We start from the raw sequence: 24,364 nt of genomic DNA, 5'->3' as shown, positions 1-24,364 counted from the left end.
AAAAACACATACATGCATAGTATAGGTTTATGTAGCAAGGGGAGGATGATTGAATGGTTATGCCATCAAATAATCAAAGGATATCTCTTCAACAAGCCATGCAAATTGCTGTACAAAGAGTACCAGGTCAAATCATACATTATGGCATGGATATGGAAAACGGGACTTTGGTCTATGAAATATTTATTTTGACTGCTCAAAATAAGATTTATGAAGTTGAAGTAAATGCAAAGACAGGTGTCATTCGAAAAATAGAAGAAGAGAATGATTACGACTAATTCTTGTTTTAATAAGCATAGCTCAAGTACTCAAATGATTTTGAGCTTGGGTTTTTTTATTGATCATGAAAAGGCCTCAGCTCGTTGATTAAAAGCACACTTAGTATAGAAATAATTAGTAATGTTGAAGCGGGATTAGATAGGTTAGCAAAATTTTTGAATGGTGAAAGGAATAATACGCAAAAAAATCGAATAGAACAATCACTAGTAAAAATGATGAAATAGATGAGGTGAAGTAATGGATAACCAACAAATCATTGGTCAAACAAAAAGTGTAGGCTTTCAAGTAGGGGTTAGAAGGACATTTCCAATTTCACAGGAGCAAGCATGGGCGCTTATTACGACGGCAGAAGGAGTACATTCCTGGTTAGGAGAAGGTACTACGATTATTTTTGAAGCTGGGCATAAATACCATTCAAGGACAGGAACAGGAGAAATCAGGATTGTTAAACCATTAGAGCAGCTTCGACTCACGTGGCAAAAAGAAGCGTGGTCAAGACCATCCACTGTACAAATCCGTATTCTACCTAAAGAACGACATAAAACGACGATTAGCTTTCATCAAGAGCATCTTTCTGATCAGACTGTACGAGAAGAAATGAAACGTCATTGGGAAAGCGTGCTAGACAGTATCAAAGAAAGGGCACAAACTATTTGAGTGTACAAAGAATAGCATCCCTACCATTTTTGAAGGGATGCTATTTGCTTTGTTTTTAGGACTCTTTGTTTTCGTGACCTTTTGATGTTCGTGTATAATCCTGAGGAGCAAGTGCTTTGTTACGCTCTGTATAACCCTTAGGTGATAAACGAAAGATGGATTTTTTAATGGTAGCCCAATTTAAATCTGTTGCCAGATTCATGTAGGAGTAGCCATAAATGCGAATATTACATAGGTAAAGGAGTGTTAAATATAATGAAACAAAGAAGCCAAACAGTCCAAAAAAGGCACTGGCAAAAATAAAGGCAATCCTTAAAATACTAACGGATGTAACAAGCGATTGATTGACCAATGTAAAAGAGGCAATAGTAGAAATAGCAATCACAACAATCATTTCAGGACTTGTTACCCCTGCTCGAATGGCAGCATCTCCGATAATTAATCCGCCTACCACACTGATGGTCCCACCAATAACAGAGGGTAGACGTAAGCCTGCCTCACGAAACAATTCAAACATTAGCAACATCAAGAGCATTTCAAGCGAAGAGGGGAGCGGTAAGCCCGATTTAGCCTGCACAACGGTTGCGAGTAGCTGTAACGGTAATTGATTTTGATGATAGGTCGTTAAAGCTAGCCAAAATGCAGGCAGTAGTAAGCCGATTAAAATACCTGATATCCTTAATAATCGTTCGAGGGAACTGAAGATAATAGGATATTCATTATCCTCAGCCGATTTAAGTAATAAAAACAGATTGACTGGTGTAACGACAGCATAGGCAACACCATCAACAAAAATTATAAATCGACCTCTTGCTAAGGCTTGAACGGCATAATCAGGTCGCCCTGTGTAATCAAACTTTGGAAAAAGCTTAGAATTTTTATTGACCCGTTCCATCAATAAATCACCACTAAATACAATATCTGTATCTACGGCTGCTAGCTGCTTTTTAATCCCATGTAAAATATCCATATCCACAATATCATCAAAATAAAGTATAGCAACCGTTGTTTTTGAACGTTTCCCAAGCTCCATTTTTTCTACACAAAAGGAATTGGTTGGCAATCGTTTTCGTAACAGTGCGATATTGACGCGAATATCTTCAATGAAATTATCCCTCGGTCCTTTAACAAGAACCTCCATGCGCGTTTCTTCAGGTTGACGATTAGGTTTATGCGCAATATTACTAGCATATAAAAGATTATCTTCATCAAAATACAGCAACAGGAAACCACTATAAACAAATGTAATTAGCTGTTCCTTGTCTTCTATTTTTTGAATACTCGGAATATGAAGATGCCTAGCAATATTCTCTTCAAGGGGGACCTCATCCAAATGGTCAAATAAATATTGAATACGTTCAATAATCACTTCATTGAGCATTTGTTGATCAATCATCGCATCACATGTAATGAAGTGTACTTTTTGCTGATTAAAGGTGTATTCTTGAAATTGAATATCTGCCGATTTTTGAAATAATTTTCTGAGCGTACTAAGATCTAGCGCCTGCTCGTGCTGAGGCATTACGATTCACCACTTTTCATGTCTTGTTTTTCAGTTTTCCCCTTTTTAGAAGATTTATCCGACAAGAAAGCTACGATTACGAAAAAAATTGACAGGGCAAAGAAAAAGATAAACGTAGAAGTTAGGATATAATTTCCTTTTACCTTTAAAAATAAATTTTCATTTAACATAATGAGTGGCAAGCAAAGTATAAAGAAGGGAGGAGCAAGCATTTGCCATATTCGCTTCGGATTGCCGGTCATTTTTAATAAATCTGCCACGATATACAAAAGGAAGCTAACGCGAATAAAGGTCCCTGTTAGCCATTGGTAAATAGAGAAAAAGTCTAGATGTTCAATATAGCGCCCGATTGTCACTAAACCCCATTCTTCATAGGCAGGATAGCGTTGTTTAGCCGCTTCACTTGGTCCAAATTCGGTAATGGCTCCAATTAATGGCCCTAATGTGAGTCCCACTAAGATCGATAGCATAATGACAAAGTGATACCACCGAATTCGTTCTTTAAATTGATGTTGTAAAAATAGTAGCATTAAAAGCTCTATGAACCCTGATGCTGGGAAAATCATGCCTCGAAAAACGGGCTGGAAACCATGTTCAAAAAACGGTCGTAATAAATCATAGTCTTTTACTTGTAGGTTGGTAAAGGCAACAAAAAAGCCAAACACCACAACTCCGAATAACACAAAGACATTTAAAATCACAATTGTCTGCAAGCTCGTCGTCACCAGAAGAATACACAAAATGGTATAGATAAATAATAGGATGATAACGGGTGTTTGCGGTAAAAATGTTGTGTTAACCCATTGCAAGGTTTCAACCATCGTAAAAGCTGTAATAATCATTATAAAAATGACAATTGTATAAATGACAATAGAAGAGCCAATGTTTCCGATTTTTTCGTTTAACCAGTCTCGAATGGGTTCCTGTTTAGACTTCGATTGAATATATACTAATAGAAATAGCCAAAAGAAAATGACTCCTCCAGCAAGTAAAACCGATAGCCAACCATCTCTTTTGGCTACATCTAACAGCGGGGGAATAATCGTTACATGATTTTTTAAGCCAATAACAGTCATAGATAGGAAGATGACATGTAAAATACTGATTGATCCTACACCTTTCATGATGAAAACCCTCTAACATTGATTGATACATACTAGCTTAGACAAAAAAAGTCATTTTTATAAGCAAAAAATGGCATGACCTCATGAAAAAAAGAGGTATTTGATGATTCAATCGTCAAATACCTCGTCCTATGAATAGTAAGCTCAATTAGTGAATATATTTCGTGCTAACTAGATCTCCTTTTAGCACATCTGTTGGGATTTCAAATTCTACAACTCCCATATAACCTGGTGCTACTTCGTATTTATCGAAGGAAATCACTAGTTTCCCTTGATCTGAAATATAGAATGGTTGATCTGGTTTAATGGTTGTAAATGCTTCCATTAATTCTTCATCGGGAAGGCCTGCGCCTTTCACCCAGTAAATTTTTTCTTGATTAGATTCTGCAATTTGTGTACGCATTTGTTCCTTAATATTTTCACTAATTGTCTCAACATATTGTTGATCTTTAAAGAGCATTGGTAGTGTAATTAAAATTTCATTTTGCTTGTCGATTGTATCGTATTGCATGACCGTTGAAGAGGAAGCAACCGTATTCACCACATAACGGCCAATCGATAAAATTTGGTCATTATCTGTTTTGATTTCAAAGCCGCTATCAACACCTAAATGTCCACCACCACTAGCTTTTAAATCTCCAACCTCAGCAATAAAATTTTCATAAAGGGCTTTCCCCTCTGCACGATATTTTTCATTTAAAGCATTGGCAAGCTCTTGATTCTCTAAATTTTCAATGGAAGGAACTTGAATGTTGGCATCATAATTATCTTCTGCCACCTCATATTCAGTCCAAGTTAATACTTTCACCACACTACCAACAACAGGTATTTCAGAAAGTGTTCGTGCCATTGCAGGGCTAACATTTAAACTAGCTGTAAACAGCATAGCCGCAGCCGCTGATCCAAGTAGCCATTGTGGTGTGCGATTTTTTTTCTTTTTTCGACCTTGTTTTAGTGCACTTTCAACCACAAAGTCTAGCTCCTTTGGAATAGGAACCTCCATATATTGTTTTTCTAATTTTTGTAATTTTTTATCCATGTGCAGTTTCTCCCTTCACATCTTCCAATTGTATTTTCAATAGTTTTAACGCTTTATAAAGACGCGATTTGGCTGTACTCAACTTAATATCAAGGATGTTCGCTACGTCAGCGAGCTTTAAATCCTCAAAATAATGGAGAATGACAACCTCACGATACATTTGTGGGAGCTCATCCAACGCATGCTCCAAGTCTACATTCTCATAAACATCCTCTTGAGCTGGCGTTAAATATTGTAATGTATCATCATCTGTTACTTGTAAGCGTTTATGCTTACGCAAAAAATCAATGGCCGTACGGACAACTATTTTGTAAAACCAGCTTTTCATATAGGTCACATTTTCAAGTCGATCTAATGAGAGCATGGCTTTTTGGATACTGTCCTGTACAACATCTAGTGCGTCCTGTTCATTTTTTGTATAGCTATACGCGAGCATATAAAAACGCTCTTTTTGTTCACGAATGAATTGGACAAACACCTCTTCATGTTGAAATGCATTTCTTGTTTTCATGTCCAAAGAAGCTCCTTTTTTAACATTGTCAAATTGTATACACTATCTAGACGTGCGAGTAGAGGGAAAAAGTTTAATCCATGAAAAAAACTTACCTCGATTGAGATAAGTTTTATCCTTCAATAGTATCGGCATACATAAGCATAATGCTGATTATGAAAAATAGTCATATGTATTTTTCAAGAGTAATAGAATGGTCACAACGATAAATAATTTACGTACATAGCCACTGCCGCGTTTAATCGCAAATTTGGAGCCAACAATAGCACCTGCAATTTGTGCAAGTCCCATCGGTAGACCATAAGCATAATTTATTTGTCCTAAGTATATAAACATAAGAAGGGCAGCTATATTACTGCCAAAATTTAAAAATTTTGCATTTCCTGCTGATTGTAAAAAGTCAAAACCAACCATAAGAAAAGCAAAAAGTAAAAATGAGCCTGTTCCAGGACCTAAAAAGCCATCATAAAATCCAACTAGTGTGATCACCATAACAAAAATGAGATAACGTTTTGGTGTTAATGTTTTATAGCTCGATATACTTCCCCAGTCTTTTTTGAAAATGGTGTAGATAGCCACTGCTGCAAGCATTATCAGCATTAGTGGCTTGAGAACACTGGGGTCCATTAAGTGGACAATCCAAGCACCTAACATAGAGCCGAAAAAGACAAAGGGGAATAACTTATAGACGGCTTTAATATCTAGCTTACCAGAGCGATAAAATGTCACTGTGCTAGTCAGCGATCCCATCGTACCTGCTAATTTATTTGTTGCTACTGCAGCAGAGGGTGGAAGACCAACAAACATAAGAGCTGGTAAAGAAATAAGGCCACCGCCTCCCACCACTGAATCAATAAATGCTGCTAAAAAACCAAAAAGAAGTAAGATCATTAAAATATTTACATCTAAATCAAAAGGCACAACAGGTCATCTCTTTTCTATCATAATAATCTGATAGTAGCGAACTGAAGATAAGCTGTAAATATACTATCGATTATTTTTGGGCTTAAGTACATGGAGAGGTTTTATAGAAAATGAATGTAATTGCTACATTATTCAAATAATTTCTACTTGAAGTCATTATTTTGATGTATTATGTAAATGATGGTGTTTTTACGTAAAGGGGACGTGATGACATGAGTTTAGGAAATCATCTACGCGTATTTCTCTGTGTGGTTTTTATGGGAGTGCTTGTAGGATATGTCTTTAATGCAAAAAAAGATATAACAGACCATGATTATATTGATATCGTAAAAGAAGGCTATTTGGAGAATTTTTCAGATGTCACAGTTCGAAATGCGTTTAATTATGCTTTTTTTGAACCGTACTGGCGTTATTATCAAGCAAAAACAGGAGAGCAGGTTGTTGAATTATCGGGTGATATTACGTTTCAAGGTGTAAAAGGACATGCTATCTTACAATTTGTTGTCAACGAACAAACGCAGCAATTCTCACTTCAGGCGATGAAATTTAAAGATGTAGTATTGAACCAGCAGCAACAACAAAAGCTAGTCGGCATGGTCTATCAAATATGGGAAAAGAAACAACTAGCTTATGAGTAAGGTTTTTTATTTTGTAAATCATCCAAACTGTATTACAGTAAAAGGGGGAGCTTAGAGACAGAGAGGATGTTTTAAATGAGATTAAGTATGTTAGATCAAATGCCCATTCCAAAAGGTCATTCTGCAGAGGAAGCCTTCCAACGTACAGAACAACTGGCACTACTAGGTGAAGAACTTGGCTATCATCGTATGTGGCTAGCTGAACATCACAATAGTCAGTCACTAGCAAGTTCAGCTCCTGAAGTGACCGCCGCTTTTTTAGCTGCGAAAACAAAACGTCTTCGCATTGGCACAGGTGGCGTTATGATGATGCATTATTCGCCTTATAAGCTAGCAGAGGTATTTAAGACATTATCTGGTTTAGCACCGAATCGGATTGATTTTGGTGTGGGTAGAGCGCCAGGTGGCGACCATGCCGCTATTTATGCATTAGCAGAGGGAAGACGTCAACGCTTCACGGAACAGTATGATAAGCTCGAAATCGTTTTAAAGCTGATGAATAATCAAAAAACAGGTGAGCATGTCTATGATCAAGTCATCGCAGCCCCTGCTCATATTTCATTACCAGAGGCTTGGTTACTAGGATCGAGTGGACAAAGTGCTATGCAGGCTGGACAGCTTGGAGTAGGCTATTCATATGCACAATTCTTCACTGGCAATATGTCGAAGGATATTTTTGATGCCTATAAATCCTATTTTACGCCTTCTTATTATATGGAAAAGCCACAAATTATTGTGACATATGCAGCAACGGTTGCACCAACTTTAGAAGAAGCGGAATATTTGGCAAAACCAATTGATATCTCTCGTCTTCAACTGATGAAGGGGCAAATCATTCAAACGATGTCACCAGAAGAAGCAAAGGATTATCCGTTGTCGGAAATGGATAAAATGACAATTGATAATAACCGTAAGGCGAATCTTGTTGGGACACCAAAAGACATTGCTGCATTTTTAATTGCTGAGCAAGAGAAGTATGGTTTCGATGAAGTCATGCTGAATTGTAATCAATATGAACTAGAAAGTCGTTTGAATACCTACAAATTCCTAGCAAAGGAATTAATATAGAACAAATAAAGCTTGATAAAATCACCTCGTGTATGTAGTCGTCGAGGTGATTTTTTATTGGCCATGGGCTTGCACACAACATAGAAAAACCCGGAAATAAATTTCCGGGTCTGATTACCACTACATTTTTTTCTCCATGACACACTGCCTCGCTTCCGTATAGGATCTTAAGATATTCCTAAGAAAACTGTACTTTACTCAGCTTTGATGGTCCTTCTGAGTTATCGATCAATCGCACTCATCGGGTTAACCCTCCCAGTCATTGGATTTGAAGTGAAATCTTTAATAGTATAGACCATTCATTATTTTTTATACCTTGTTGAACAAATTATAAAAAATATAAATTAAGTAAAGCTTAAAAAATAAGCAATTTAGTGAAACTCTTCTTGGATCAAACTTTGGTCAATATGGAGGTTATCTATTTAAAGTTATTTGTACTTACTGGAAAACATTTATACGCGAGCAGAGCCACTCACAAATGCGGCATCTTGATAATACATATTTTTCACAAGAACATTGGGCCCTAAGCATTTGACTGCTGGACAGTGGCAGTTGAGTGATTTTGCTAAGTCAGTTGTCATCCATTTATCAAAAATGGCTGGTAGCTCGTCATGCACAATATTGCCAAGTGCTGGTGTATCACCAAAATCTGTAACGATCACATCGCCTGTGAAAATATTGATGTTTAATCGAGAACGACCGTCTGGGTCATTTCGCATTGTGACATTCTTCGCTGTGCGCAGACGGTGCAGCAACTTTTGATCCTCTTCATTCCTACTGCAAGGGTAGAATGGGAGTGTGCCAAATAGCATCCATGTATTTTCATCACGAATATCAAGTAGATGGTGAATGGCTTCACGCGTTTCTTCTAATGATAAAGAACTAAGTGCACTTGCGAAGTCTGATGGGTACATTGGGTGTACCTCATGTCTCGCACACTTCATTTCCTCAATGATTTGATGATGGATATGCTCTAAATAAGGCAATGTTTTTTTATTTAACATCGTTTCTGCAGATACCATAACACCATGCTCAGCTAGCATTTTAGCATTATCAATCATGCGTTGGAATAAAGCTGCACGTTGGTCATAAGTTGGTTTGCGCTCCATCATGGCAAAGCCGGTTTCTACAAATTCATCAATCGTTCCCCAGTTATGAGAAATATGAAGGACATCTAGATAAGGGGCAATCAATACATAACGAGCTGGCTCTAATGTTAAGTTGGAGTTAATTTGTGTCCGTACGCCTCGTTCGTGTGCATATTTTAAAAGCGGCAATACATAGTTTTGGACAGACTTTTTACTCATCATCGGTTCTCCACCTGTAATGCTGAGTGTTTTTAAATGAGGTATCTCGTCTAAGCGCTGTAAAATTAAGTTTATAGGTAGTGCCTCAGGGTCTTTATTTTGTAATGTATAGCCTACTGCACAGTGAGCGCAGCGCATGTTGCAAAGATTAGTAGTTGTAAATTCAATATTTGATAGTGTCATTTGTCCATGCTGTTCCACATCTAAATACGCTTCCCATGGATCAAAGACAGGTGTTATTTTTTGTAAGGTCGTCATCTTTCGTACATCTTCCTTTCTAGCATTCTATTGTCTCATATTCATCGAAAATTTCAAATATGAAATTACCGAATGGACTATTTTAGGACTAGACGAACATTTTTTTACCCAATATAGGAAAATGTTCACCGTTCCATTTGGCTAGCAATTGAAGAGTTAAAGCGCATTGATGTCCTAATATTCTGTTATAGGACATTTTACTGTTATTTCTTATAAAAAACGTTATCATGGTAGAGAGTAAATAGTCACAATGCATCGAAGAAAGTGGGAACAGATATGACGAAATATGAGACACTATTGTTTGACGTGGATGATACGTTACTAGATTTTGATTTAGCTGAAAATGCGGCGCTGGACCGCATGTTTAAAGAGGAAAACATAGCTACTACGCCAGAGATGATTGCCCGTTACAAGGAGATAAATGAGACGATGTGGCGAGCTTTTGAGCGTGGGGAAGTAACAAAAAATACACTACATAATACACGATTTGCAATTGCTTTAAAAGAATTTGGGATAGAGGTTGATGGCGTCTACTTTGAATCGCTGTTCCAAAAATATTTACAGGAGGCACATCATTATGTGGATGGGGCTTATGAAGTCATTGCTCAATTAGCCGAAAGTCATCATTTATATGTTGTGTCAAATGGCATCACGATGACACAAAATAAACGATTAGTGGATGCCAATTTAGCACAATATTTTAAGGGTATCTTTATTTCGGAGCAAACGGGCTATCAAAAGCCGATGCCAGCCTTTTTTGATTATGTATTTGAACGGATTGATCATTTTGATAAAGCTAAAACGCTTATTATCGGTGATTCTTTGACGTCAGACATAAAAGGTGGTTTACTATCAGGGATCGATACATGCTGGTTTAACATCCATAATGTTGAAAACACGAGCGACATTGAACCGCATTATGAAATTAAAAAATTGCATGAATTACATGGGTTATTAAATAAAAAAATAGCTCTGTATTAAGAAATACGGCACTTCCTTTGCTATCTGGACAAAGGAGGTGTTTTTTAGTTTATCATCCGTTTTTTCATCAAACAATGTAGGTATAAAATACAACAGAAAAGGCAAAACCTTTTATGAGACTAGTTTCCATGAAAGGGGAAATATTCGATGAATATGGTTTTAACTGCCAGTAAACGTCAAAAAGGACGACAATCTTCATTAACACAGCTTCGACAAAATGGGGACATTCCTGGTGTTGTCTACGGCTTTCAAATGGAATCAACAGCTATTACGTTAGATGCTAGAACCTTTGCAAAAATGTTAGCAGCACATGGTACGAAAAGTGTTTTTCAACTAGATGTAGAAGGAAAACGAATTAATGCTGTATTAACAGAAGTACAACGTTGTGCATTAAAGGGCAATGTTAAACACGTTGATTTTAAGTCCATCAATATGTCAGAGGAGCTAGAAGTGGACATTCCAGTAACAGTGACTGGTCATGCTGTCGGTGTTGCGGATGGCGGTTTCCTGCTACAGCCAAATCGTGAGGTACGCATCAAAGTGAAGCCAACTGAAATTCCAGAAACTATAGAAATTGATGTTACGAATGTAGCAATCGGCACGTCTCTTTATGTAGGAGATATACGTCGGCAGTTTTCATTTGAAATTTTACAAGAGGATGACTTTACATTAGCAACGATTACACCACCACCTGCTGAAAATGTACAAGAAGATGATACTGTGGATGGTACACCAGAAGTGATAGAAGCAACAGGACAAAACGGTGCTGAACCAGAAGCATAGAGGAAAGAGGAGCCATTTTACGCTATGTAAGTGGCTCCTTGGTATTTTCTATAACAGCTGCTGTATAGATTTCCGATAACGATAATAAACGACTACATACATCCCACATATTGCTAAAAATAGCCAAGGTGGAATAAAGCGCATAAGGGCAAAGGGTGTTTCAAATAAAAAAGCCAAAAGGAATGCTAAACCTTCTTTCTCCCATAAGCCAGGTGTATAATAGGCAGCTTTTATACTGAAAAAGGAATCGAAGCCATCATTGGCATACAAAATCATTAACAAAAGAAAAGAGAGTAACGCCCAATGGCTCGCATGCTGCATTAAACGTTTATATTTAGCAATATACGAATCATTATCCGAAAATAATTCATCGTTGCCATCTTTTCTTTTTAACCAATAGTAGGTTCCATCATACGACTTTTCTTTTAAAGGGCGCCACCCAAAATCCTCATGTAATTGCTTATAGTTGGGTTGCTCTTTTTTTCGAAGATCTTGCTGATAATCAATTCGGATAACTTGTTCAAGATCTGTAGTATGTTTAAATGTATAAAAGCCTGCTGAATTTATGTTTGTGCAAACTAAGCCTTGGGATAACATTTGATTTAACCATTGTTCTTCCTTTTCAATATCAAAAAAGATTTTAAACTTGATCATGTTCATCAGCTCCCTCATATAAAGATAAAATTCGTTGCAATCGCTGTTGCTCGGCAGCTAATATATTTAGCCCTTCAGCGGTTGTTTGATACACCTTGCGTCTAGAATCCTCAGTTGCAACAGGAGTAATCCAATGATATTTCAACAAATTTTCTATTGCCCCATACATGGTGCCAGCAGCAATTCTCACACTGCCAGCGCTCATTTCCTCGATTTTTTGCATCATGGCATAGCCATGTAACGGTTCACGTAGAGCAAGTAAAATATAATGCATGGTTTCTGATAAAGGCAGTAATTTATGTTTTTTCATTAGGTCACCTCAACTATACAGTTTAACTATATAGTTTGATTATATATAGTTGGACTGTATATTGCAACTGTATAAAAAAAGACAATGCATTTTTGCATTGTCTTGTAAGCTTATACGACAGCGCTTTTCACGCCAGTCCATCTCATAAATAATTTTTCATTATAGGTTAAGGCAAATTGTACAATGGGTCCAAGCCCAAATGCCATAATGACTGTACCAATTCCAATAGGGCCACCTAGTAAAAAGCCAATAACAGCGACAGTCACTTCCATTGTTGTACGAGAACGTGTAACACTCCAGCCAAGCTTATGGACCATCATTAACATTAACGTATCACGTGGACCGATTCCCAAATTGGCTACCATGTACATACCGCAACCCCAGCCTAATAAAACTAACCCTGTAAGATAGGAGACAAGTTGCATCCAAAATCCATCGATATCTGGCAACCAATAATTAAATATATCAATAAAAATGCCTGCTAAAAACATATCAATAAAGGTCCCTGGTAATGGAAATTTTTTTGTGATCAGCATATCAAATGCTAAAATGGCAAGTCCCAATATAATGGACCAAGTGCCGATTGTTAAACCCACTGTTTTTGTTAAGCCAATATGTAGTACATCCCAAGAGCCAACGCCAAAAAGCTGCCCTTTAATTGTTAATGTGATGCCAAAAGATAGCACGATAATGCCTGTTATGAAAAACAAACAGCGCGTAAAGAAAGCTTGTTTCATTTTTTAACCCTCATTTATCCGAAAATTCCTATTATCCATCCAATTAGTATAACAAATAAATTTTCAATATGGCCGAAAATTGTCATTTCACATTTTTCAAAAAAAGGCGGTTTAGCTTTTTGAGGAGAGGGCAAAATAGATATGTAGATGAAAGGATGGGATGAAATGACTTCTGTACGTGATGAAATTTTAGAAGTTTTAAATCGAGAAAAGATTGGAACAATGGCGACTGTAGAAAATGGAAAACCGTACTCTCGTTACATGACGTTTCAACATGAGGACTTTGTATTATATACGGTAACGAATAAACATTCAGAGAAAATGGAAGAACTTCGTAAAAATCCCTATACCCATATTTTATATGGCTATGAAAATGAAGGCTTTGGGGATACGTATGTTGAAATAGAGGGCCGGCTTACGGAAGTCCATGAAGAGGGGTTAAAAAATAAACTAGCTGAATTTTTTACGAGTATCTTCGTTGGTAATCAGGACGAAATGGTGACCTTGAAAATTGAACCTATTCGCATGCGCTTGATGAATAAAAAGGGGCAACCACCAAAAGAGCTAGAATTTTCGAACGACCATTGATGGATGGTCGTTTTTTACTGTACTACTATAAATACTTGCAATGATCGGTATTTTTCAGGCATGATAGTTCTTAAAAGAAAAAGGAGTATAGGCTATGACAACAAAATTACAGAAGTTAACGCAAAATATCTTATCATCTCAAGGGAAATTAGAGGCAGATTTCATACTGAGAAATGCTCAAGTGGCCGATGTTTATACGTTAACGTGGAAAAAGGCAGACATTGTTGTGAACAATGGTACGATTGTGGCACTGGATCACAACCACAAATTTCAGGCAAAAGAGGAACAGGATGCAGCAGGAAGCTACGTCATTCCTGGATTAATTGATGGTCATATACATATAGAATCTTCCATGCTAACGCCGGGGGAATTTAGTCGAGTTTTACTACCTCATGGTATTACCACAGTCATCACAGATCCACATGAAATCGCCAATGTCGCAGGAGCGGAAGGCATCCAATTTATGCTCGATGATGCACAAAAAGCGGATATGGATATTTTTGTGATGCTGCCATCAAGCGTACCTGGTACACAGTTTGAAAATGCAGGTGCAACACTAACAGCTCAGGATTTGGCGTCATTTCTAAAACATGAACAAGTTCGTGGCTTGGCAGAAGTCATGGATTTTCCAGCCGTATTAAATGGGGAAGAGGGCATGCTTCAGAAAATTTTATTATCACAGCAAGCAAACCTAGTAATTGATGGGCATTGTGCTGGCTTACAGAGCGAACAAATTACAGGCTATCGCGCTGCAGGCATACTGACAGATCATGAATGTGTGACAGCCGAAGAAGCCATTGATCGTGTGGAGCAAGGGATGTATGTACTGATTCGAGAAGGCTCAGCAGCTAAAAATTTACGTGATTTATTACCGGCTGTTCAGCCACATAATGCTCGTCGCTTTGGTTTTTGTACAGACGATAAATATGTGGATGAGTTAATCGATGAAGGCAGCATCAATTATGATATAGCTATGGCAATAGCCGAAGGGATGACACCATTACAGGCAATCCAGTTAGCAACTGTGAACACAGCAGAATGCTATCGTTTATTTGATCGAGGGGTACTTGCCCCAGGCTATAAGGCAGATTTTGTGTTAGTCGAGAATTTGTCGACGATGCAGGCAAAGGCTGTATGGAAAAATGGTCGAAAGGTTGCTGAAAATGGGGAAATGCTGACAAGTCGTCAAGAGCTAATTGTTCCTGCTCATATCCACCAATCAGTGCATTTACCAGCCATTACAAAGGATAGGCTACAACTAGCTTTCACAAAGGGTACGAAGGCTAATGTTATGGAGATTGTTCCAAATCAGCTCATTACCAATCATGTAGTAATGGATGTACCTGTGAAAGAAGGCGTTTTTGAACCATCTGTAGAACAAGATTTACTGAAATTGGCCGTAATTGAACGACACCATCATTTACACACGACAGGCCTAGGCATTGTCAAAGGCTTTGGTTTACAAAAAGGGGCAGTAGCCACAACCGTAGCACATGATTCACATAATGCCCTTGTCGTAGGGACAAACGATGAGGATATGATACTTGCGCTTGCACGCATTCAAGAAATCCAAGGGGGCTTTGTGATTGTAGCAGATGGCAAAATTCTAGCGGAGATGCCATTAACCATTGGCGGCTTGATGACAGATGCCCCTGCTCAGCAAGCAAAGGAACAGCTAGCAGGCTTGCATAGTGCATTAAAGACGCTCAACCCAACATTAGATTTCCATTTTCTACTGACGTTTTCTTTTGTGGCATTACCAGTCATTCCTGCACTAAAACTAACAGATACAGGATTATTTGATGTGACAACCTTCCAGCACATCTCTGTAGAAGCATAGACGAAAACGACCTAATAGCTTAAAGCTTTAGGTCGTTTTTGTATTTCGTGTTGATCTAAGTAGCTCTGAGACATCTTTTATACTTCCGATAATTATATATTTAGTAATCTTTTTGATAAAAATAAAAAACAGACAACATATTTCATTGACTGTTTTAGGATCTATTATTCTTTTAAAACACTAGGTTTATCGAAAGAAACAATATCTATTATATGGTCAAGACAAACAATTTGGTAATGAATTAGGTCTTTGTAGGAGTATATTTCCTGAGCAATTGTTCCATTACTTACAAAATCTAAATAGGTAGACTTTGAGAATAAACGTACTGAATGACCAATAAATTTATCTTCTGAATTTACAAAATGAAATGACTCATCGAAAACAGAATAGGCTACATACGAATCAAATTCTATATGTATCACTGGTAATGTTTTATCAATTTCAATTGGGTTGACATCATATAATGTATATTCACCAACATTTACATCCTCGCTTTTAGAACTGATAGAAGCTCTTTTAATAGAAATTCTCAATGAATTCGTACCAGGCTCTACTATATTATCTAAAAAAACAAAACCTTTTTGCTGCATCAAATCCTCATAGTTCATCAAATCACCCTTCCATATTTATATATAAGGTTTTGGTCATTTTATAATTTGAAATTTAAAATGTCAATAATAAAATAGTTGTTAAAGGATAAAAAAATATTGTTTTTCGATAAAAAATAATTGTCTTAGAATATATTTTAAGCTTCTGATTGTAGGTGGCAGGATCTGAATTTTGCACATTAAAAATAGTTAAATGAAGGAATAAGGTAATGACGAAATATATGATTGCTTCAACACCAATTAGATTAGGTGTACTTAGTTTTTGATTTTATGGTGATAGGGAGTAATGTAGCTCTGGAAGGTATTCTAATAGGATTTTTATTGTTATTTATTGGATTTGTTTGTGTAATTGGCGTAGGGATAAATTCTTAAAAAAGGGGGATTGCGGGAAATGGTAGTTAAGCGGTGATTTTATAAATTGTTAATGGCATCTGATAAAATGCCTAGGTTTGAAGAGCCGTATTTGGAAGATAAGCAAATTCCAAATACGGTTCTTTATGTTGATTATATAAAATTATTGTTACGTGATACCGCCGCTATAGCATGAATCAAAAGTTTTAGGTTTACAATATTCATTACTTTATTTTTTATCTTTCATTGTCCAGTCGTTGTGCATAATATCTTGAAGAACATTTTTCAGTTGTATAAATTGCTGCTCTGAGATATTTGATTGTTGCATTACTTGTCGTGACACTTCTGGTAGCATACAACGGACATTACTGCCTTCTTTTGATAAATAAATTTGCATTTGTCGTTCGTCATCCTTGGAACGCTCACGACAAATATAGCCCTTCGCCTCTAACTTTTTGAGCAACGGTGTTAATGTACCTGAATCTAAAAATAAACGTTGTCCCAATTCTTTCACTGTTATTTGTTCGTTTTCCTCCAAGGCTAATAAAGTGATATAGCCTGTATAAGTTAGATCATATGGCTTCAATAATAATGTGTATTGTCGAATGATTTCCTTTGATGTGGCATACAAAAGAAAGCACAGTTGATTATCTAAATGATTAGGCATAAAAATCCCCTCTTAAAGTTCTTCTCATTACATTTATATTAAAAATAAAGTTCCTACTTGTCAAACGCAATTAAATTGTATACAATTCGATTTGTGAAAATTAAATTGTGCGCAATTTAAAATACTAATATAGATATGGGGTTTTCGGTTATGAAAGAATTATACTCAACTACAATGATTAATGATGGTGGGCGTAGTGGCACATCATATGCAGAGGATCAATCACTCTCTTTAAAAATTGCACCACCAGGCTCAAAATTAGCTAATGTGACAAACCCAGAGCAATTATTTGCGGCAGGTTATAGTGCCTGCTTTAATAGTGCACTAGATTTAATTAAACGCCAAAAAAAACTAAACAACGCATCAACAATTAAAGTAACAGTCAAATTAATGGAACAAGCTACTTTTGACTATGTGCTTGCTGTTGACATCGAAGGACATATTGAAGGATTAGCATTGGAAGAAGCACAGGAATTATTAGAGTTAACACATACAGTGTGCCCATATTCAAAGGCAACGATGGGAAATATCAATGTAATAATTAAAGCAGTTTAAATTTTTTTGAAAAAGAGGGAAATGACATGTTATCAACTACACCATTAAAACAAATTATGCAGGAGCGAAAATCAGTTCGTAAATACAATGCTAATATTAAAATTTCTCGTGAAACAATAGTGCAGCTGTTGCAAGATGCTACTTCAGCGCCTTCTTCAAGTAACATGCAACCATGGCGATTTATTGTCATTGATGATAGGGAAATTCAAAAGAATATTAATTTCTTTTCGTTTAATCAAGAGCAAATCGAAACAGCCTCTGCCATTATTGCTGTCATTGGTGATACTGAAATGTATTTAAATGCAAAGGAAATCTATGCAAAAAATGTGGAATTAGGCTATATGCCAGAAGAAATTGCCAATAAGCTTGCTCAAGACGCATTAACAATGTATGGCTCAGCTTCGACAAAAACATTAGAAAATATCGTACACTTTGATGCTGGCTTAGTTTCTATGCAAATAATGCTATTAGCGAAAGAAATGGGTTATGATACAGTTCCAATGGGTGGGTTTGATAAAGCTAAATTTGCTGAGTACATGGAATTACCTGCGAATGAAGTACCTATACTATTATTAGCAATTGGTGAAGCAGCTGCACCAGCTTATGGCTCTTCACGTCTTTCAATTGATCACATTGTAAGGTTCAATAAATAATGTTAGAGAACGACTCACATTAAAAAATAGCCAAAACAAAGGCTTCATAATATGATTTGACTTTAAAAGGGGAGGGTGAAAGCTCTCCTTTTAGCGTGCTTGAAAGTAATACTTGTTTCTTTTCCATTTAGCAACCTCTTTATAATCAATTTTTTCGATCTATTTTATCGAAATAATCATCTTTATCGATTTGTAAAATCATAATAAGATATAAGCATTCGGAAACAATAGTAGGGAATTTTAAGGAAGAGGGGATAATCAATATGTCAATAGCAGTTATTTACGGTGGAAATCGTCCGAATGGGAATGTAGAGACACTGACAAAATTAATCACGCAAGGCTTAAATGTTGAAGAAGTTTATCTAAAGGATTATGTCATTCAACCAATAATAGATAAGCGGCATGCAGAGGGGGGATTTTCCGAAGTAAACGATGATTATAACACCATCATAGATCGTATACTCCCGCATGATATTCTTGTTTTTTCGACCCCTATTTATTGGTATAGCATGACAGGGGCGATGAAAAACTTTATTGATCGGTGGTCCCAAACTTTAAGGGACCCAAATTATCCCAATTTCAAAGCGATGATGTCTTCTAAAAAAGCCTATGTAATTGCAGTTGGTGGAGATCAACCTTATATGAAAGGTTTACCAATGATTCAGCAGTTTCAACATATCTTTGACTTTATTGGCACAACCTTTGAAGGGTATATTTTAGGAGAAGGAAACAAACCAGGAGATATCCTTCAAGATTTAACAGCGTTGTCTGCAGCTGAATGTCTTCGAAAAGAATTACAATAGCATTTTGTTTCTGATGTATGTTAGCTACTAAAAAAGATCATTTATGCTCTTATGTTAAAGACATATAAAGAATAGAACAAAATTTTCTCCCGCGATTTAAAAACGGATTTGGACGATATGTAGCTTCCAAATCCGTTTCTTTTTATTTGATTAAAGGTTCTTTTGTTGTCGCTCGGTTTGGCAAAATCGATTACCATGTTTTTTAAAATTCTCTCGAGCATCAGAAAGTCATAACGTCGTGACGTAAATCATAGATAGGTTCAATGTTAAATCCTTGGCTATATAAATTGTCGTGTGGTACACCTGCTAACATGATATCTGTTCATTATTCGACATTGCTTTGTTGTCCAGAATTTGCGATGAATCATGAGACGCAACTTCTTTCTTTCAACTACTAACTAGTGTAAACTGAATTTTACTATCGATTTTTATGAATGTTTCGGTAAAATCTATCGGAAAATCCGAATGAAGGGGATTAAGTGAATGGATATGAAGCAGCTCCAAACGTTTTTAACGGCATCTGAAACATTAAGCTTTACCCAGACAGCACAGCGTCTCGACTATGCCCAGTCCAGTATTACAGCCCAAATTAAAACATTAGAACAAGAATTGGGTGTTATTCTTTTTGAGCGGCTAGGAAAACGCATTGTCCTGACAGAGGAGGGGAAACATCTCCAACAGTATGCAAAAAAAATGCTAGAGCTAGATCATGATATGAAAAAAGCGATGTCCAATGAACAGGCGCAAGTTGTCTTAAAAGTGGGGGCACAGGAGAGCCAATGTGTCTATCGACTGCCAACTATTTTACAACAATTTCAACAGGCGCACCCGCATGTGAAAATCATTTTTAAGCCAGTGCATACGACAGACATTGCGAAGGAATTATTACAAGAAGGCAAACTCGACGTTGCATTTATAACAGATACATATCAGGAAACCGCCATGCTACAGCGAGAACGATTGATTCAAGAACAGCTTGTTTTTGTCAGTGCCTCTAAAGAAATCAGGCAGCCTTTATCTGCTCAACAACTATCAATTGAAACTATGCTGTTAACAGAAACGGGTTGCTCTTATCGGAACCATTTAGAAGCACAGCTACAGCAAGAAGGTGTCTTGCCTTCACAAATGATTGAGTTTGCCAGTATTGAGGCGATAAAGCAATGTGTGATGGCAGGCTTAGGTATCACGTTTTTGCCTAAAATGGTTGTAGAAAAAGAGTTGGAAAGTGGAAATTTAGTGGAGCTACCGTCCTCAATCGACCTAGCGCCCATTTATACAGATATTGCATGGCATAAAGATAAGCATATGCATGCCTATTTACAGGATTTTATTGCTATAGCCAAGCTTAGCTATGAAGCATTTGGCAATGAAAAAAGAGCCTGAATGAATCAGACTCTGTTGCAAGCTATTGCTTCTTTAATGTACCAGAGAAATTAGTGCTTTCATTACGCTCTGCACGGCAATCAATCTCGGACACTTTCAGGGCGTTATTAGATAAACGCTCTACCTCGACGACACAACGATTGCCATTAGAGGATTTATTCATGATGGCTTTTGTACTGCTTGTGATTGTGGCGGTACCATTGACACTACCTGAAGCGGTGCCATCATTCGCCGTTAAAGCAAGAGAAAAGCTGTTGTTTGTGGCATTGGAAATGATGGCATCGCGGCGATTAAAATCATTTGTTCCTTTTCCCCATTTATAATAATACGTATAAACGCCTTCCCAGGCACTCTTACTAGGGGTATTTTGCTGTAATGATTTATCGAGCTGGTTTTGAGCATTTTTCGCTCTTGTACTTAAAGATACATTGTTGGCATTATCATGAATGGACTGTGCGTCCGCTGAAATTTCATAAAAATTTCGTTCATCCATGCGATAGAGCATCGTGACAACTTGTGCACGTGTCATATTGTTCATTACGCCATAAAACTTCTGTAAATTTCGATCTTCATACTGTGGATTTTGCCCTGAAGAAATATAGGTATCAAGTAAAAATTGAATAGATTGATCTAACCCTTTCTTCCCGCTAGCTAAATGAGCAATTGCTTGTGCCACGACACCGCGCTTCACAGTAGCCGCTCGAATTCGGTTATCAAAATAACCATTTAAAGGTACACCATAGCTAGCGAGTTGGTTATAAAATTCATCCGACCAGTTTGCCGTAGGGGTCTGTTTCTTTAACTCATCGATGGGTGATTCAAGCTCATAAAAATTAGCTAGCAATTTGGCCAACTGCTGTTCAGTAATCGTGGCATTTGGTTTAAATGTACCATCTGTAAAGCCGTTGACAATATCATACTCTTCTGCCCATACAATCGCTTCATAGGCATAATGATCCTCTGATACATCTCGAAAGCCAGAAGCTTGTACATTGCCTGCACTGGCTACAATCAGAATGGAAAATAATAAGGTACATACTAATTTTTTCATTCGTCGTTTTCATCCTTTCTTGCTCGCTTTAGTAATAGTTTGCAGGAAATGGATAAAAACTGCAAATTTTTCTAGCACAAAAAATAATCGCTGTCCCTTGTGGGGAAGCGATTATTTACGATGTAATTATTGGGCTGTGTAGCCACCATCTACAGTTAATGTGTTACCTGTCATAAAGGTTGAATCATCACAAGCCATGAATAAAACAGCTTTTGCCATTTCTTCTGGTTGTCCTAAGCGTTGCATAGGTGTTACTTGACGTAGTGGCTCCTTGCTTTCTTCTGGAATAATCGGTGTATCAATAAAACCCGGGCATAGGGCATTGACACGAATACCACGAGTAGCAAACTCCAATGCTAATGAACGCGTTAAATTAATAACGCCCCCTTTTGCTGCATTATAGGCGGCTGATCCTGGTGAGCCAACCCAACCATACATCGAAGCCGTATTAACGATTGTACCGCTATTCACTTTCAGCATTTCTTTAATGGCAGCCTGCGCCATTAAAAATACACCATCTAAATCTACATTGACAGTTTGACGCCATTCCGCATAAGGAAGCTCCTCAGTTGGTGTGACACGACCAATTCCAGCATTATTAAAAAGGACATCGATTTTGCCAAATGTCTCAATTGTTGTTTGATAAATAGCTGCTACTTCATTTTCATCTGTTACATTTGCTTTGATAAATATAGCCTTTGCACCAGCTGCCTGTAATTCGGCAGCAAAGGCTTGGCCTTTTTCCTCGTTTAAGTCCACAAGTACTACTTTTGCGCCTTCTGCTACAAATAATTGAGCGGTTGCGGCACCAATACCAGAAGCACCACCTGTAATGATTGCGACTTTATCTTGTAATTTCCCCATATATGACACTCCCTTAAATTATAATTTTTTCTTGCACACTGCGTAAATGACGGTGTACTTTTATTGTAAAACGCTTGAAATTGGAAACAATCATTAATGTCGTAGCAAGTGTCTAACTAGTAGACATATTTGCCCGAAATGTCTAAAAGGGAGGAAGTAAAATTGCCAAAATGGACACAAAGACAGGAAAGAACCCGTCGTCATTTTTATGAGGCGTTTGTCGAATTAATTAAAAAGCATGGGTTTCAAGCCTTGACAGTGAAGGATATTGTGGAACGAGCTGGCTATAACCGTAGTACTTTTTATGTGCATTTTCAAGATAAATTTGAGTTAGCGGAAAATTTGCTCGAACAGATGTTGAATGGTCTGGAAGTCGCAGTAGGTGAACCTTATTTATATGGGGAAAAGGTGTATACGACGAAATTGAAAGCACCGTCCTTTAATATTATTCATTATATTTACAAGCATCGACTATTTTTCGAGCTGCTGAATGTTGAAGATACAATTCCTGGATTGCATACACGTATGCCCCTAACCATTACAAAAATATATCAAGAGCAATTTAAATTTGAAACGATCAATCAGCAGCCAGTCAATATGGACATGTTCAAGCATTATACTTCATACGGTTTTTATGGATTGATGATGCAATGGATTGCAAGTGGTTATGAAAAATCGGAAGACGCTTTAATTAAGGATATTATCGAACTAACTAAAACTCATATTTATGCATTTGAATTTATAGGGAAGCCACTGGAAAAAGAAGAGTGAAAGGTTTGTATAATATATTTTGCATTTTTATAAAAAATCTCTAATGAAATAATTAGGGATTTTTTTGTTTGGGCGAAATTATATTTTCTTAATGAAAAAAAATTTTCAAAAGAAATTTTCATAAAAAGGTTGAATTATTTTTGTTTTAAGCATATATTTTTCCTAAGGGAAACAAAATATCTGCAGAGAAAGAAGAGTGCGTGTATGAAAGATTTAGGTGATATCAAACTGACAATTTTTCCAATGGTCATTTTAATCCTTCTGGCAATACTATGGAAACTCACAGATTCTGTAGGGGCAGGCATAGTGTTAATACTTTTCTGGATGAGCTGGCGCCAGCTTATTAGGAAAATGAATATAAATTAAGCGATTGTATGAGAAAAATCGGTGATGTGAACGACAGCAGTTGCTAAAAGGCGGGCATGACAGGAAAGGTATGGCTTGTCCGCTAACTCACTACTTCGTACATATTAGCTATTTTTCAAGCAATCACTAAAAAAGAGAAAGATGAGGTAAAAAAATGAAACAATGGTTAGGTGTAATGGTACTATCACTCTCCCTTCTATTATTCGGTTGTTCAACTGAAACAGAGGGAAAGAAAGAAGGCATTGTTGTCGCAACAACTGGACAAATAGCCGATGCAATCAAAGAAATTAGTGGCGATCATTTACAAGTATCAGCATTGATGGGCCCAGGGGTAGATCCCCATTTATACAAGGCGACACAAAGTGATTTATCGAAATTGGATAAAGCAGAAGTCATTTTTTACAATGGCTTACATTTAGAAGGCCAAATGCTCGATATTTTTGAACAAATGGCGAAGGACAAAACGGTTTTAGCAGTAGGCGAGACATTAGATGAAAAGCAGCTCCTTGCAAGTGACGATGATTCGATGCTACATGATCCGCATATATGGTTTGATATTGAGCTATGGAAAGGCGTTGTCAAAGCAATCAGTACACAACTTCAGGAAGAATACCCTGAATTTAAAGATGATTTTCAAACGAATGAAGCATCTTATCTAAAGAAGCTGGATGATTTACAAAGCTATGCTCAAAACCGTGTGAACGAAATACCACAACAGCAACGAATCTTAGTAACTGCTCATGATGCGTTCAATTATTTTGGTAGAAGCCAAGGGTTTGAAGTACGTGGTTTACAAGGGCTTAGTACAGATTCAGAGTATGGTGTTAAGGATGTTCAGGAAATGGTTGATTTTTTAGTAGAAAATAAGATTAAAGCTCTCTTTATAGAATCGAGTGTATCCGATAAAGCGATGAAGGCTGTTATTGAAGGGGCTAAAGAAAAAGGTCACGACATTGTCATCGGTGGGGAATTATTCTCAGATGCCATGGGTGCTGAAGGAACAACGGAAGGTACATATATTGGTATGTATCAACATAACATCGACACAATCGTCGATGCATTAAAGTAGGTG

At 37.1% G+C, this 24,364-nt stretch carries 27 protein-coding genes; 14 read left to right on the top strand and 13 right to left on the bottom strand.

What is annotated here, in order from left to right:
• Positions 1–53 precede the first annotated feature (53 nt).
• Together NV349_RS13075 and NV349_RS13070 are read left to right on the top strand one after the other, a co-directional pair.
• Positions 54–278 carry a PepSY domain-containing protein gene (locus NV349_RS13075; protein ID WP_036123527.1) on the top strand — a complete coding sequence of 75 codons (225 nt, stop codon included), beginning with the start codon at positions 54–56 and terminating at the stop codon, positions 276–278.
• A 238-nt stretch (positions 279–516) separates the two neighbouring features.
• Complete coding sequence (locus tag NV349_RS13070; protein WP_036123529.1) at positions 517–936, top strand: SRPBCC family protein; 420 nt, start codon at positions 517–519, stop codon at positions 934–936.
• Between the two features lie 55 nt (positions 937–991).
• Here the strand turns inward: NV349_RS13070 and NV349_RS13065 are convergent, their stop codons facing one another.
• From NV349_RS13065 to NV349_RS13045, 5 genes are all read right to left on the bottom strand, one after another.
• The gene (locus NV349_RS13065; protein WP_036123533.1) at positions 992–2,458 is read right to left on the bottom strand and encodes a spore germination protein; all 1,467 of its coding nucleotides are present in this window, start codon (positions 2,456–2,458) and stop codon (positions 992–994) included.
• A complete protein-coding gene (locus tag NV349_RS13060) occupies positions 2,458–3,582 on the bottom strand; it encodes an endospore germination permease (RefSeq protein ID WP_036123536.1) in 1,125 nt (374 codons plus the stop codon). The genes NV349_RS13065 and NV349_RS13060 overlap by 1 nt, the downstream gene beginning before the upstream one ends.
• Before the next feature lie 148 nt (positions 3,583–3,730).
• Positions 3,731–4,621, bottom strand: coding sequence for an anti-sigma-V factor RsiV (locus tag NV349_RS13055; protein ID WP_271910155.1), 891 nt, complete (start codon positions 4,619–4,621; stop codon positions 3,731–3,733).
• Positions 4,614–5,132 carry an RNA polymerase sigma factor SigV gene (locus NV349_RS13050; protein ID WP_036123541.1) on the bottom strand — a complete coding sequence of 173 codons (519 nt, stop codon included), beginning with the start codon at positions 5,130–5,132 and terminating at the stop codon, positions 4,614–4,616. The genes NV349_RS13055 and NV349_RS13050 overlap by 8 nt, the downstream gene beginning before the upstream one ends.
• Before the next feature lie 153 nt (positions 5,133–5,285).
• The gene (locus NV349_RS13045; RefSeq protein WP_141903695.1) at positions 5,286–6,053 is read right to left on the bottom strand and encodes a sulfite exporter TauE/SafE family protein; all 768 of its coding nucleotides are present in this window, start codon (positions 6,051–6,053) and stop codon (positions 5,286–5,288) included.
• Positions 6,054–6,268: 215 nt separating this feature from the next.
• On the opposite strand from NV349_RS13045, the gene NV349_RS13040 reads away from it, so the two are divergent.
• Together NV349_RS13040 and NV349_RS13035 are read left to right on the top strand one after the other, a co-directional pair.
• The gene (locus NV349_RS13040) at positions 6,269–6,694 is read left to right on the top strand and encodes a hypothetical protein (RefSeq protein ID WP_271910152.1); all 426 of its coding nucleotides are present in this window, start codon (positions 6,269–6,271) and stop codon (positions 6,692–6,694) included.
• A gap of 75 nt (positions 6,695–6,769) precedes the next feature.
• Entirely contained in the window at positions 6,770–7,762 is a 993-nt protein-coding gene (locus tag NV349_RS13035) for an LLM class flavin-dependent oxidoreductase (protein ID WP_036123551.1), read from the top strand.
• A 452-nt stretch (positions 7,763–8,214) separates the two neighbouring features.
• Here NV349_RS13035 and yfkAB read toward each other — a convergent pair whose 3' ends face one another.
• Positions 8,215–9,327: a radical SAM/CxCxxxxC motif protein YfkAB gene (gene yfkAB / locus NV349_RS13030; protein WP_036123554.1), complete on the bottom strand. Its 1,113-nt coding sequence runs from the start codon at positions 9,325–9,327 to the stop codon at positions 8,215–8,217.
• 276 nt (positions 9,328–9,603) lie between these two features.
• Here yfkAB and NV349_RS13025 point away from each other — a divergent pair, with 276 nt between their 5' ends.
• Together NV349_RS13025 and NV349_RS13020 are read left to right on the top strand one after the other, a co-directional pair.
• Positions 9,604–10,308: a YjjG family noncanonical pyrimidine nucleotidase gene (locus tag NV349_RS13025; protein WP_271910151.1), complete on the top strand. Its 705-nt coding sequence runs from the start codon at positions 9,604–9,606 to the stop codon at positions 10,306–10,308.
• 147 nt (positions 10,309–10,455) lie between these two features.
• Positions 10,456–11,091 (top strand): 50S ribosomal protein L25/general stress protein Ctc, encoded by a 636-nt coding sequence (locus NV349_RS13020; RefSeq protein WP_036123560.1) that lies wholly within the window; start codon positions 10,456–10,458, stop codon positions 11,089–11,091.
• 48 nt (positions 11,092–11,139) lie between these two features.
• Here the strand turns inward: NV349_RS13020 and NV349_RS13015 are convergent, their stop codons facing one another.
• The 3 genes from NV349_RS13015 to NV349_RS13005 all read right to left on the bottom strand — a co-directional run bounded on the left by NV349_RS13015 (position 11,140) and on the right by NV349_RS13005 (position 12,792).
• Complete coding sequence (locus NV349_RS13015; RefSeq protein ID WP_271910150.1) at positions 11,140–11,745, bottom strand: DUF2812 domain-containing protein; 606 nt, start codon at positions 11,743–11,745, stop codon at positions 11,140–11,142.
• Complete coding sequence (locus NV349_RS13010; RefSeq protein WP_089932593.1) at positions 11,732–12,055, bottom strand: PadR family transcriptional regulator; 324 nt, start codon at positions 12,053–12,055, stop codon at positions 11,732–11,734. The genes NV349_RS13015 and NV349_RS13010 overlap by 14 nt, the downstream gene beginning before the upstream one ends.
• A 110-nt stretch (positions 12,056–12,165) precedes the next feature.
• Positions 12,166–12,792 (bottom strand): YczE/YyaS/YitT family protein, encoded by a 627-nt coding sequence (locus NV349_RS13005; protein ID WP_036123571.1) that lies wholly within the window; start codon positions 12,790–12,792, stop codon positions 12,166–12,168.
• A gap of 165 nt (positions 12,793–12,957) precedes the next feature.
• On the opposite strand from NV349_RS13005, the gene NV349_RS13000 reads away from it, so the two are divergent.
• Both NV349_RS13000 and ade read left to right on the top strand, forming a co-directional pair.
• Positions 12,958–13,380, top strand: coding sequence for a pyridoxamine 5'-phosphate oxidase family protein (locus NV349_RS13000; RefSeq protein ID WP_036123581.1), 423 nt, complete (start codon positions 12,958–12,960; stop codon positions 13,378–13,380).
• A gap of 94 nt (positions 13,381–13,474) precedes the next feature.
• Positions 13,475–15,220: an adenine deaminase gene (gene ade / locus NV349_RS12995; RefSeq protein WP_271910147.1), complete on the top strand. Its 1,746-nt coding sequence runs from the start codon at positions 13,475–13,477 to the stop codon at positions 15,218–15,220.
• Between the two features lie 164 nt (positions 15,221–15,384).
• Here ade and NV349_RS12990 read toward each other — a convergent pair whose 3' ends face one another.
• Positions 15,385–15,828 (bottom strand): hypothetical protein, encoded by a 444-nt coding sequence (locus tag NV349_RS12990; RefSeq protein ID WP_271910146.1) that lies wholly within the window; start codon positions 15,826–15,828, stop codon positions 15,385–15,387.
• Between the two features lie 580 nt (positions 15,829–16,408).
• Positions 16,409–16,846 (bottom strand): MarR family winged helix-turn-helix transcriptional regulator, encoded by a 438-nt coding sequence (locus NV349_RS12985; protein ID WP_058844559.1) that lies wholly within the window; start codon positions 16,844–16,846, stop codon positions 16,409–16,411.
• A gap of 150 nt (positions 16,847–16,996) precedes the next feature.
• On the opposite strand from NV349_RS12985, the gene NV349_RS12980 reads away from it, so the two are divergent.
• The 4 genes from NV349_RS12980 to NV349_RS12965 all read left to right on the top strand — a co-directional run bounded on the left by NV349_RS12980 (position 16,997) and on the right by NV349_RS12965 (position 20,240).
• Positions 16,997–17,401: an Ohr family peroxiredoxin gene (locus NV349_RS12980; RefSeq protein WP_036126965.1), complete on the top strand. Its 405-nt coding sequence runs from the start codon at positions 16,997–16,999 to the stop codon at positions 17,399–17,401.
• Positions 17,402–17,427: 26 nt separating this feature from the next.
• Positions 17,428–18,054: a nitroreductase family protein gene (locus NV349_RS12975; protein ID WP_101966752.1), complete on the top strand. Its 627-nt coding sequence runs from the start codon at positions 17,428–17,430 to the stop codon at positions 18,052–18,054.
• A 263-nt stretch (positions 18,055–18,317) separates the two neighbouring features.
• Positions 18,318–18,857, top strand: a complete 540-nt coding sequence (locus NV349_RS12970) for a flavodoxin family protein (protein WP_036126962.1) — start codon at positions 18,318–18,320, stop codon at positions 18,855–18,857.
• A gap of 483 nt (positions 18,858–19,340) precedes the next feature.
• Positions 19,341–20,240, top strand: coding sequence for a LysR family transcriptional regulator (locus tag NV349_RS12965; RefSeq protein WP_036126960.1), 900 nt, complete (start codon positions 19,341–19,343; stop codon positions 20,238–20,240).
• A 22-nt stretch (positions 20,241–20,262) separates the two neighbouring features.
• On the opposite strand, the gene NV349_RS12960 is transcribed toward NV349_RS12965, so the two are convergent.
• Together NV349_RS12960 and NV349_RS12955 are read right to left on the bottom strand one after the other, a co-directional pair.
• Positions 20,263–21,291, bottom strand: a complete 1,029-nt coding sequence (locus tag NV349_RS12960) for an S-layer homology domain-containing protein (RefSeq protein ID WP_036126958.1) — start codon at positions 21,289–21,291, stop codon at positions 20,263–20,265.
• Between the two features lie 126 nt (positions 21,292–21,417).
• Positions 21,418–22,155, bottom strand: coding sequence for an SDR family NAD(P)-dependent oxidoreductase (locus NV349_RS12955; protein WP_089932596.1), 738 nt, complete (start codon positions 22,153–22,155; stop codon positions 21,418–21,420).
• Positions 22,156–22,317: 162 nt separating this feature from the next.
• Between NV349_RS12955 and NV349_RS12950 the strand changes: the two genes are divergently transcribed.
• Positions 22,318–22,926 carry a TetR/AcrR family transcriptional regulator gene (locus NV349_RS12950; RefSeq protein WP_089932598.1) on the top strand — a complete coding sequence of 203 codons (609 nt, stop codon included), beginning with the start codon at positions 22,318–22,320 and terminating at the stop codon, positions 22,924–22,926.
• Positions 22,927–23,446: 520 nt separating this feature from the next.
• Positions 23,447–24,361 carry a metal ABC transporter solute-binding protein, Zn/Mn family gene (locus NV349_RS12945; protein ID WP_036126954.1) on the top strand — a complete coding sequence of 305 codons (915 nt, stop codon included), beginning with the start codon at positions 23,447–23,449 and terminating at the stop codon, positions 24,359–24,361.
• The last annotated feature ends 3 nt before the right edge of the window (positions 24,362–24,364 follow it).

The organism is Lysinibacillus sp. OF-1 (assembly GCF_028356935.1).
GTDB lineage: Bacteria > Bacillota > Bacilli > Bacillales_A > Planococcaceae > Lysinibacillus > Lysinibacillus fusiformis_D.
This window is presented reverse-complemented; position numbering and strand designations above follow the sequence as displayed.

Coding starts and splice junctions, on each gene's coding strand:
- NV349_RS13010 (WP_089932593.1), bottom strand. CDS start 12,055: ATGAAAAAACATAAATTACTGCCTTTATCAGAAACCATGCATTATATT.
- NV349_RS12985 (WP_058844559.1), bottom strand. CDS start 16,846: ATGCCTAATCATTTAGATAATCAACTGTGCTTTCTTTTGTATGCCACA.
- NV349_RS13055 (WP_271910155.1), bottom strand. CDS start 4,621: ATGGATAAAAAATTACAAAAATTAGAAAAACAATATATGGAGGTTCCT.
- NV349_RS12955 (WP_089932596.1), bottom strand. CDS start 22,155: ATGGGGAAATTACAAGATAAAGTCGCAATCATTACAGGTGGTGCTTCT.
- NV349_RS12970 (WP_036126962.1), top strand. CDS start 18,318: ATGTCAATAGCAGTTATTTACGGTGGAAATCGTCCGAATGGGAATGTA.
- NV349_RS13065 (WP_036123533.1), bottom strand. CDS start 2,458: ATGCCTCAGCACGAGCAGGCGCTAGATCTTAGTACGCTCAGAAAATTA.
- NV349_RS12990 (WP_271910146.1), bottom strand. CDS start 15,828: ATGAACTATGAGGATTTGATGCAGCAAAAAGGTTTTGTTTTTTTAGAT.
- NV349_RS13015 (WP_271910150.1), bottom strand. CDS start 11,745: ATGATCAAGTTTAAAATCTTTTTTGATATTGAAAAGGAAGAACAATGG.
- yfkAB (WP_036123554.1), bottom strand. CDS start 9,327: ATGACGACCTTACAAAAAATAACACCTGTCTTTGATCCATGGGAAGCG.
- NV349_RS12965 (WP_036126960.1), top strand. CDS start 19,341: ATGGATATGAAGCAGCTCCAAACGTTTTTAACGGCATCTGAAACATTA.
- NV349_RS13005 (WP_036123571.1), bottom strand. CDS start 12,792: ATGAAACAAGCTTTCTTTACGCGCTGTTTGTTTTTCATAACAGGCATT.
- NV349_RS13025 (WP_271910151.1), top strand. CDS start 9,604: ATGACGAAATATGAGACACTATTGTTTGACGTGGATGATACGTTACTA.
- NV349_RS13000 (WP_036123581.1), top strand. CDS start 12,958: ATGACTTCTGTACGTGATGAAATTTTAGAAGTTTTAAATCGAGAAAAG.
- NV349_RS12980 (WP_036126965.1), top strand. CDS start 16,997: ATGAAAGAATTATACTCAACTACAATGATTAATGATGGTGGGCGTAGT.
- NV349_RS13040 (WP_271910152.1), top strand. CDS start 6,269: ATGAGTTTAGGAAATCATCTACGCGTATTTCTCTGTGTGGTTTTTATG.
- NV349_RS13020 (WP_036123560.1), top strand. CDS start 10,456: ATGAATATGGTTTTAACTGCCAGTAAACGTCAAAAAGGACGACAATCT.
- ade (WP_271910147.1), top strand. CDS start 13,475: ATGACAACAAAATTACAGAAGTTAACGCAAAATATCTTATCATCTCAA.
- NV349_RS13035 (WP_036123551.1), top strand. CDS start 6,770: ATGAGATTAAGTATGTTAGATCAAATGCCCATTCCAAAAGGTCATTCT.
- NV349_RS13070 (WP_036123529.1), top strand. CDS start 517: ATGGATAACCAACAAATCATTGGTCAAACAAAAAGTGTAGGCTTTCAA.
- NV349_RS13075 (WP_036123527.1), top strand. CDS start 54: ATGGTTATGCCATCAAATAATCAAAGGATATCTCTTCAACAAGCCATG.
- NV349_RS12960 (WP_036126958.1), bottom strand. CDS start 21,291: ATGAAAAAATTAGTATGTACCTTATTATTTTCCATTCTGATTGTAGCC.
- NV349_RS13060 (WP_036123536.1), bottom strand. CDS start 3,582: ATGAAAGGTGTAGGATCAATCAGTATTTTACATGTCATCTTCCTATCT.
- NV349_RS12975 (WP_101966752.1), top strand. CDS start 17,428: ATGTTATCAACTACACCATTAAAACAAATTATGCAGGAGCGAAAATCA.
- NV349_RS13050 (WP_036123541.1), bottom strand. CDS start 5,132: ATGAAAACAAGAAATGCATTTCAACATGAAGAGGTGTTTGTCCAATTC.
- NV349_RS12945 (WP_036126954.1), top strand. CDS start 23,447: ATGAAACAATGGTTAGGTGTAATGGTACTATCACTCTCCCTTCTATTA.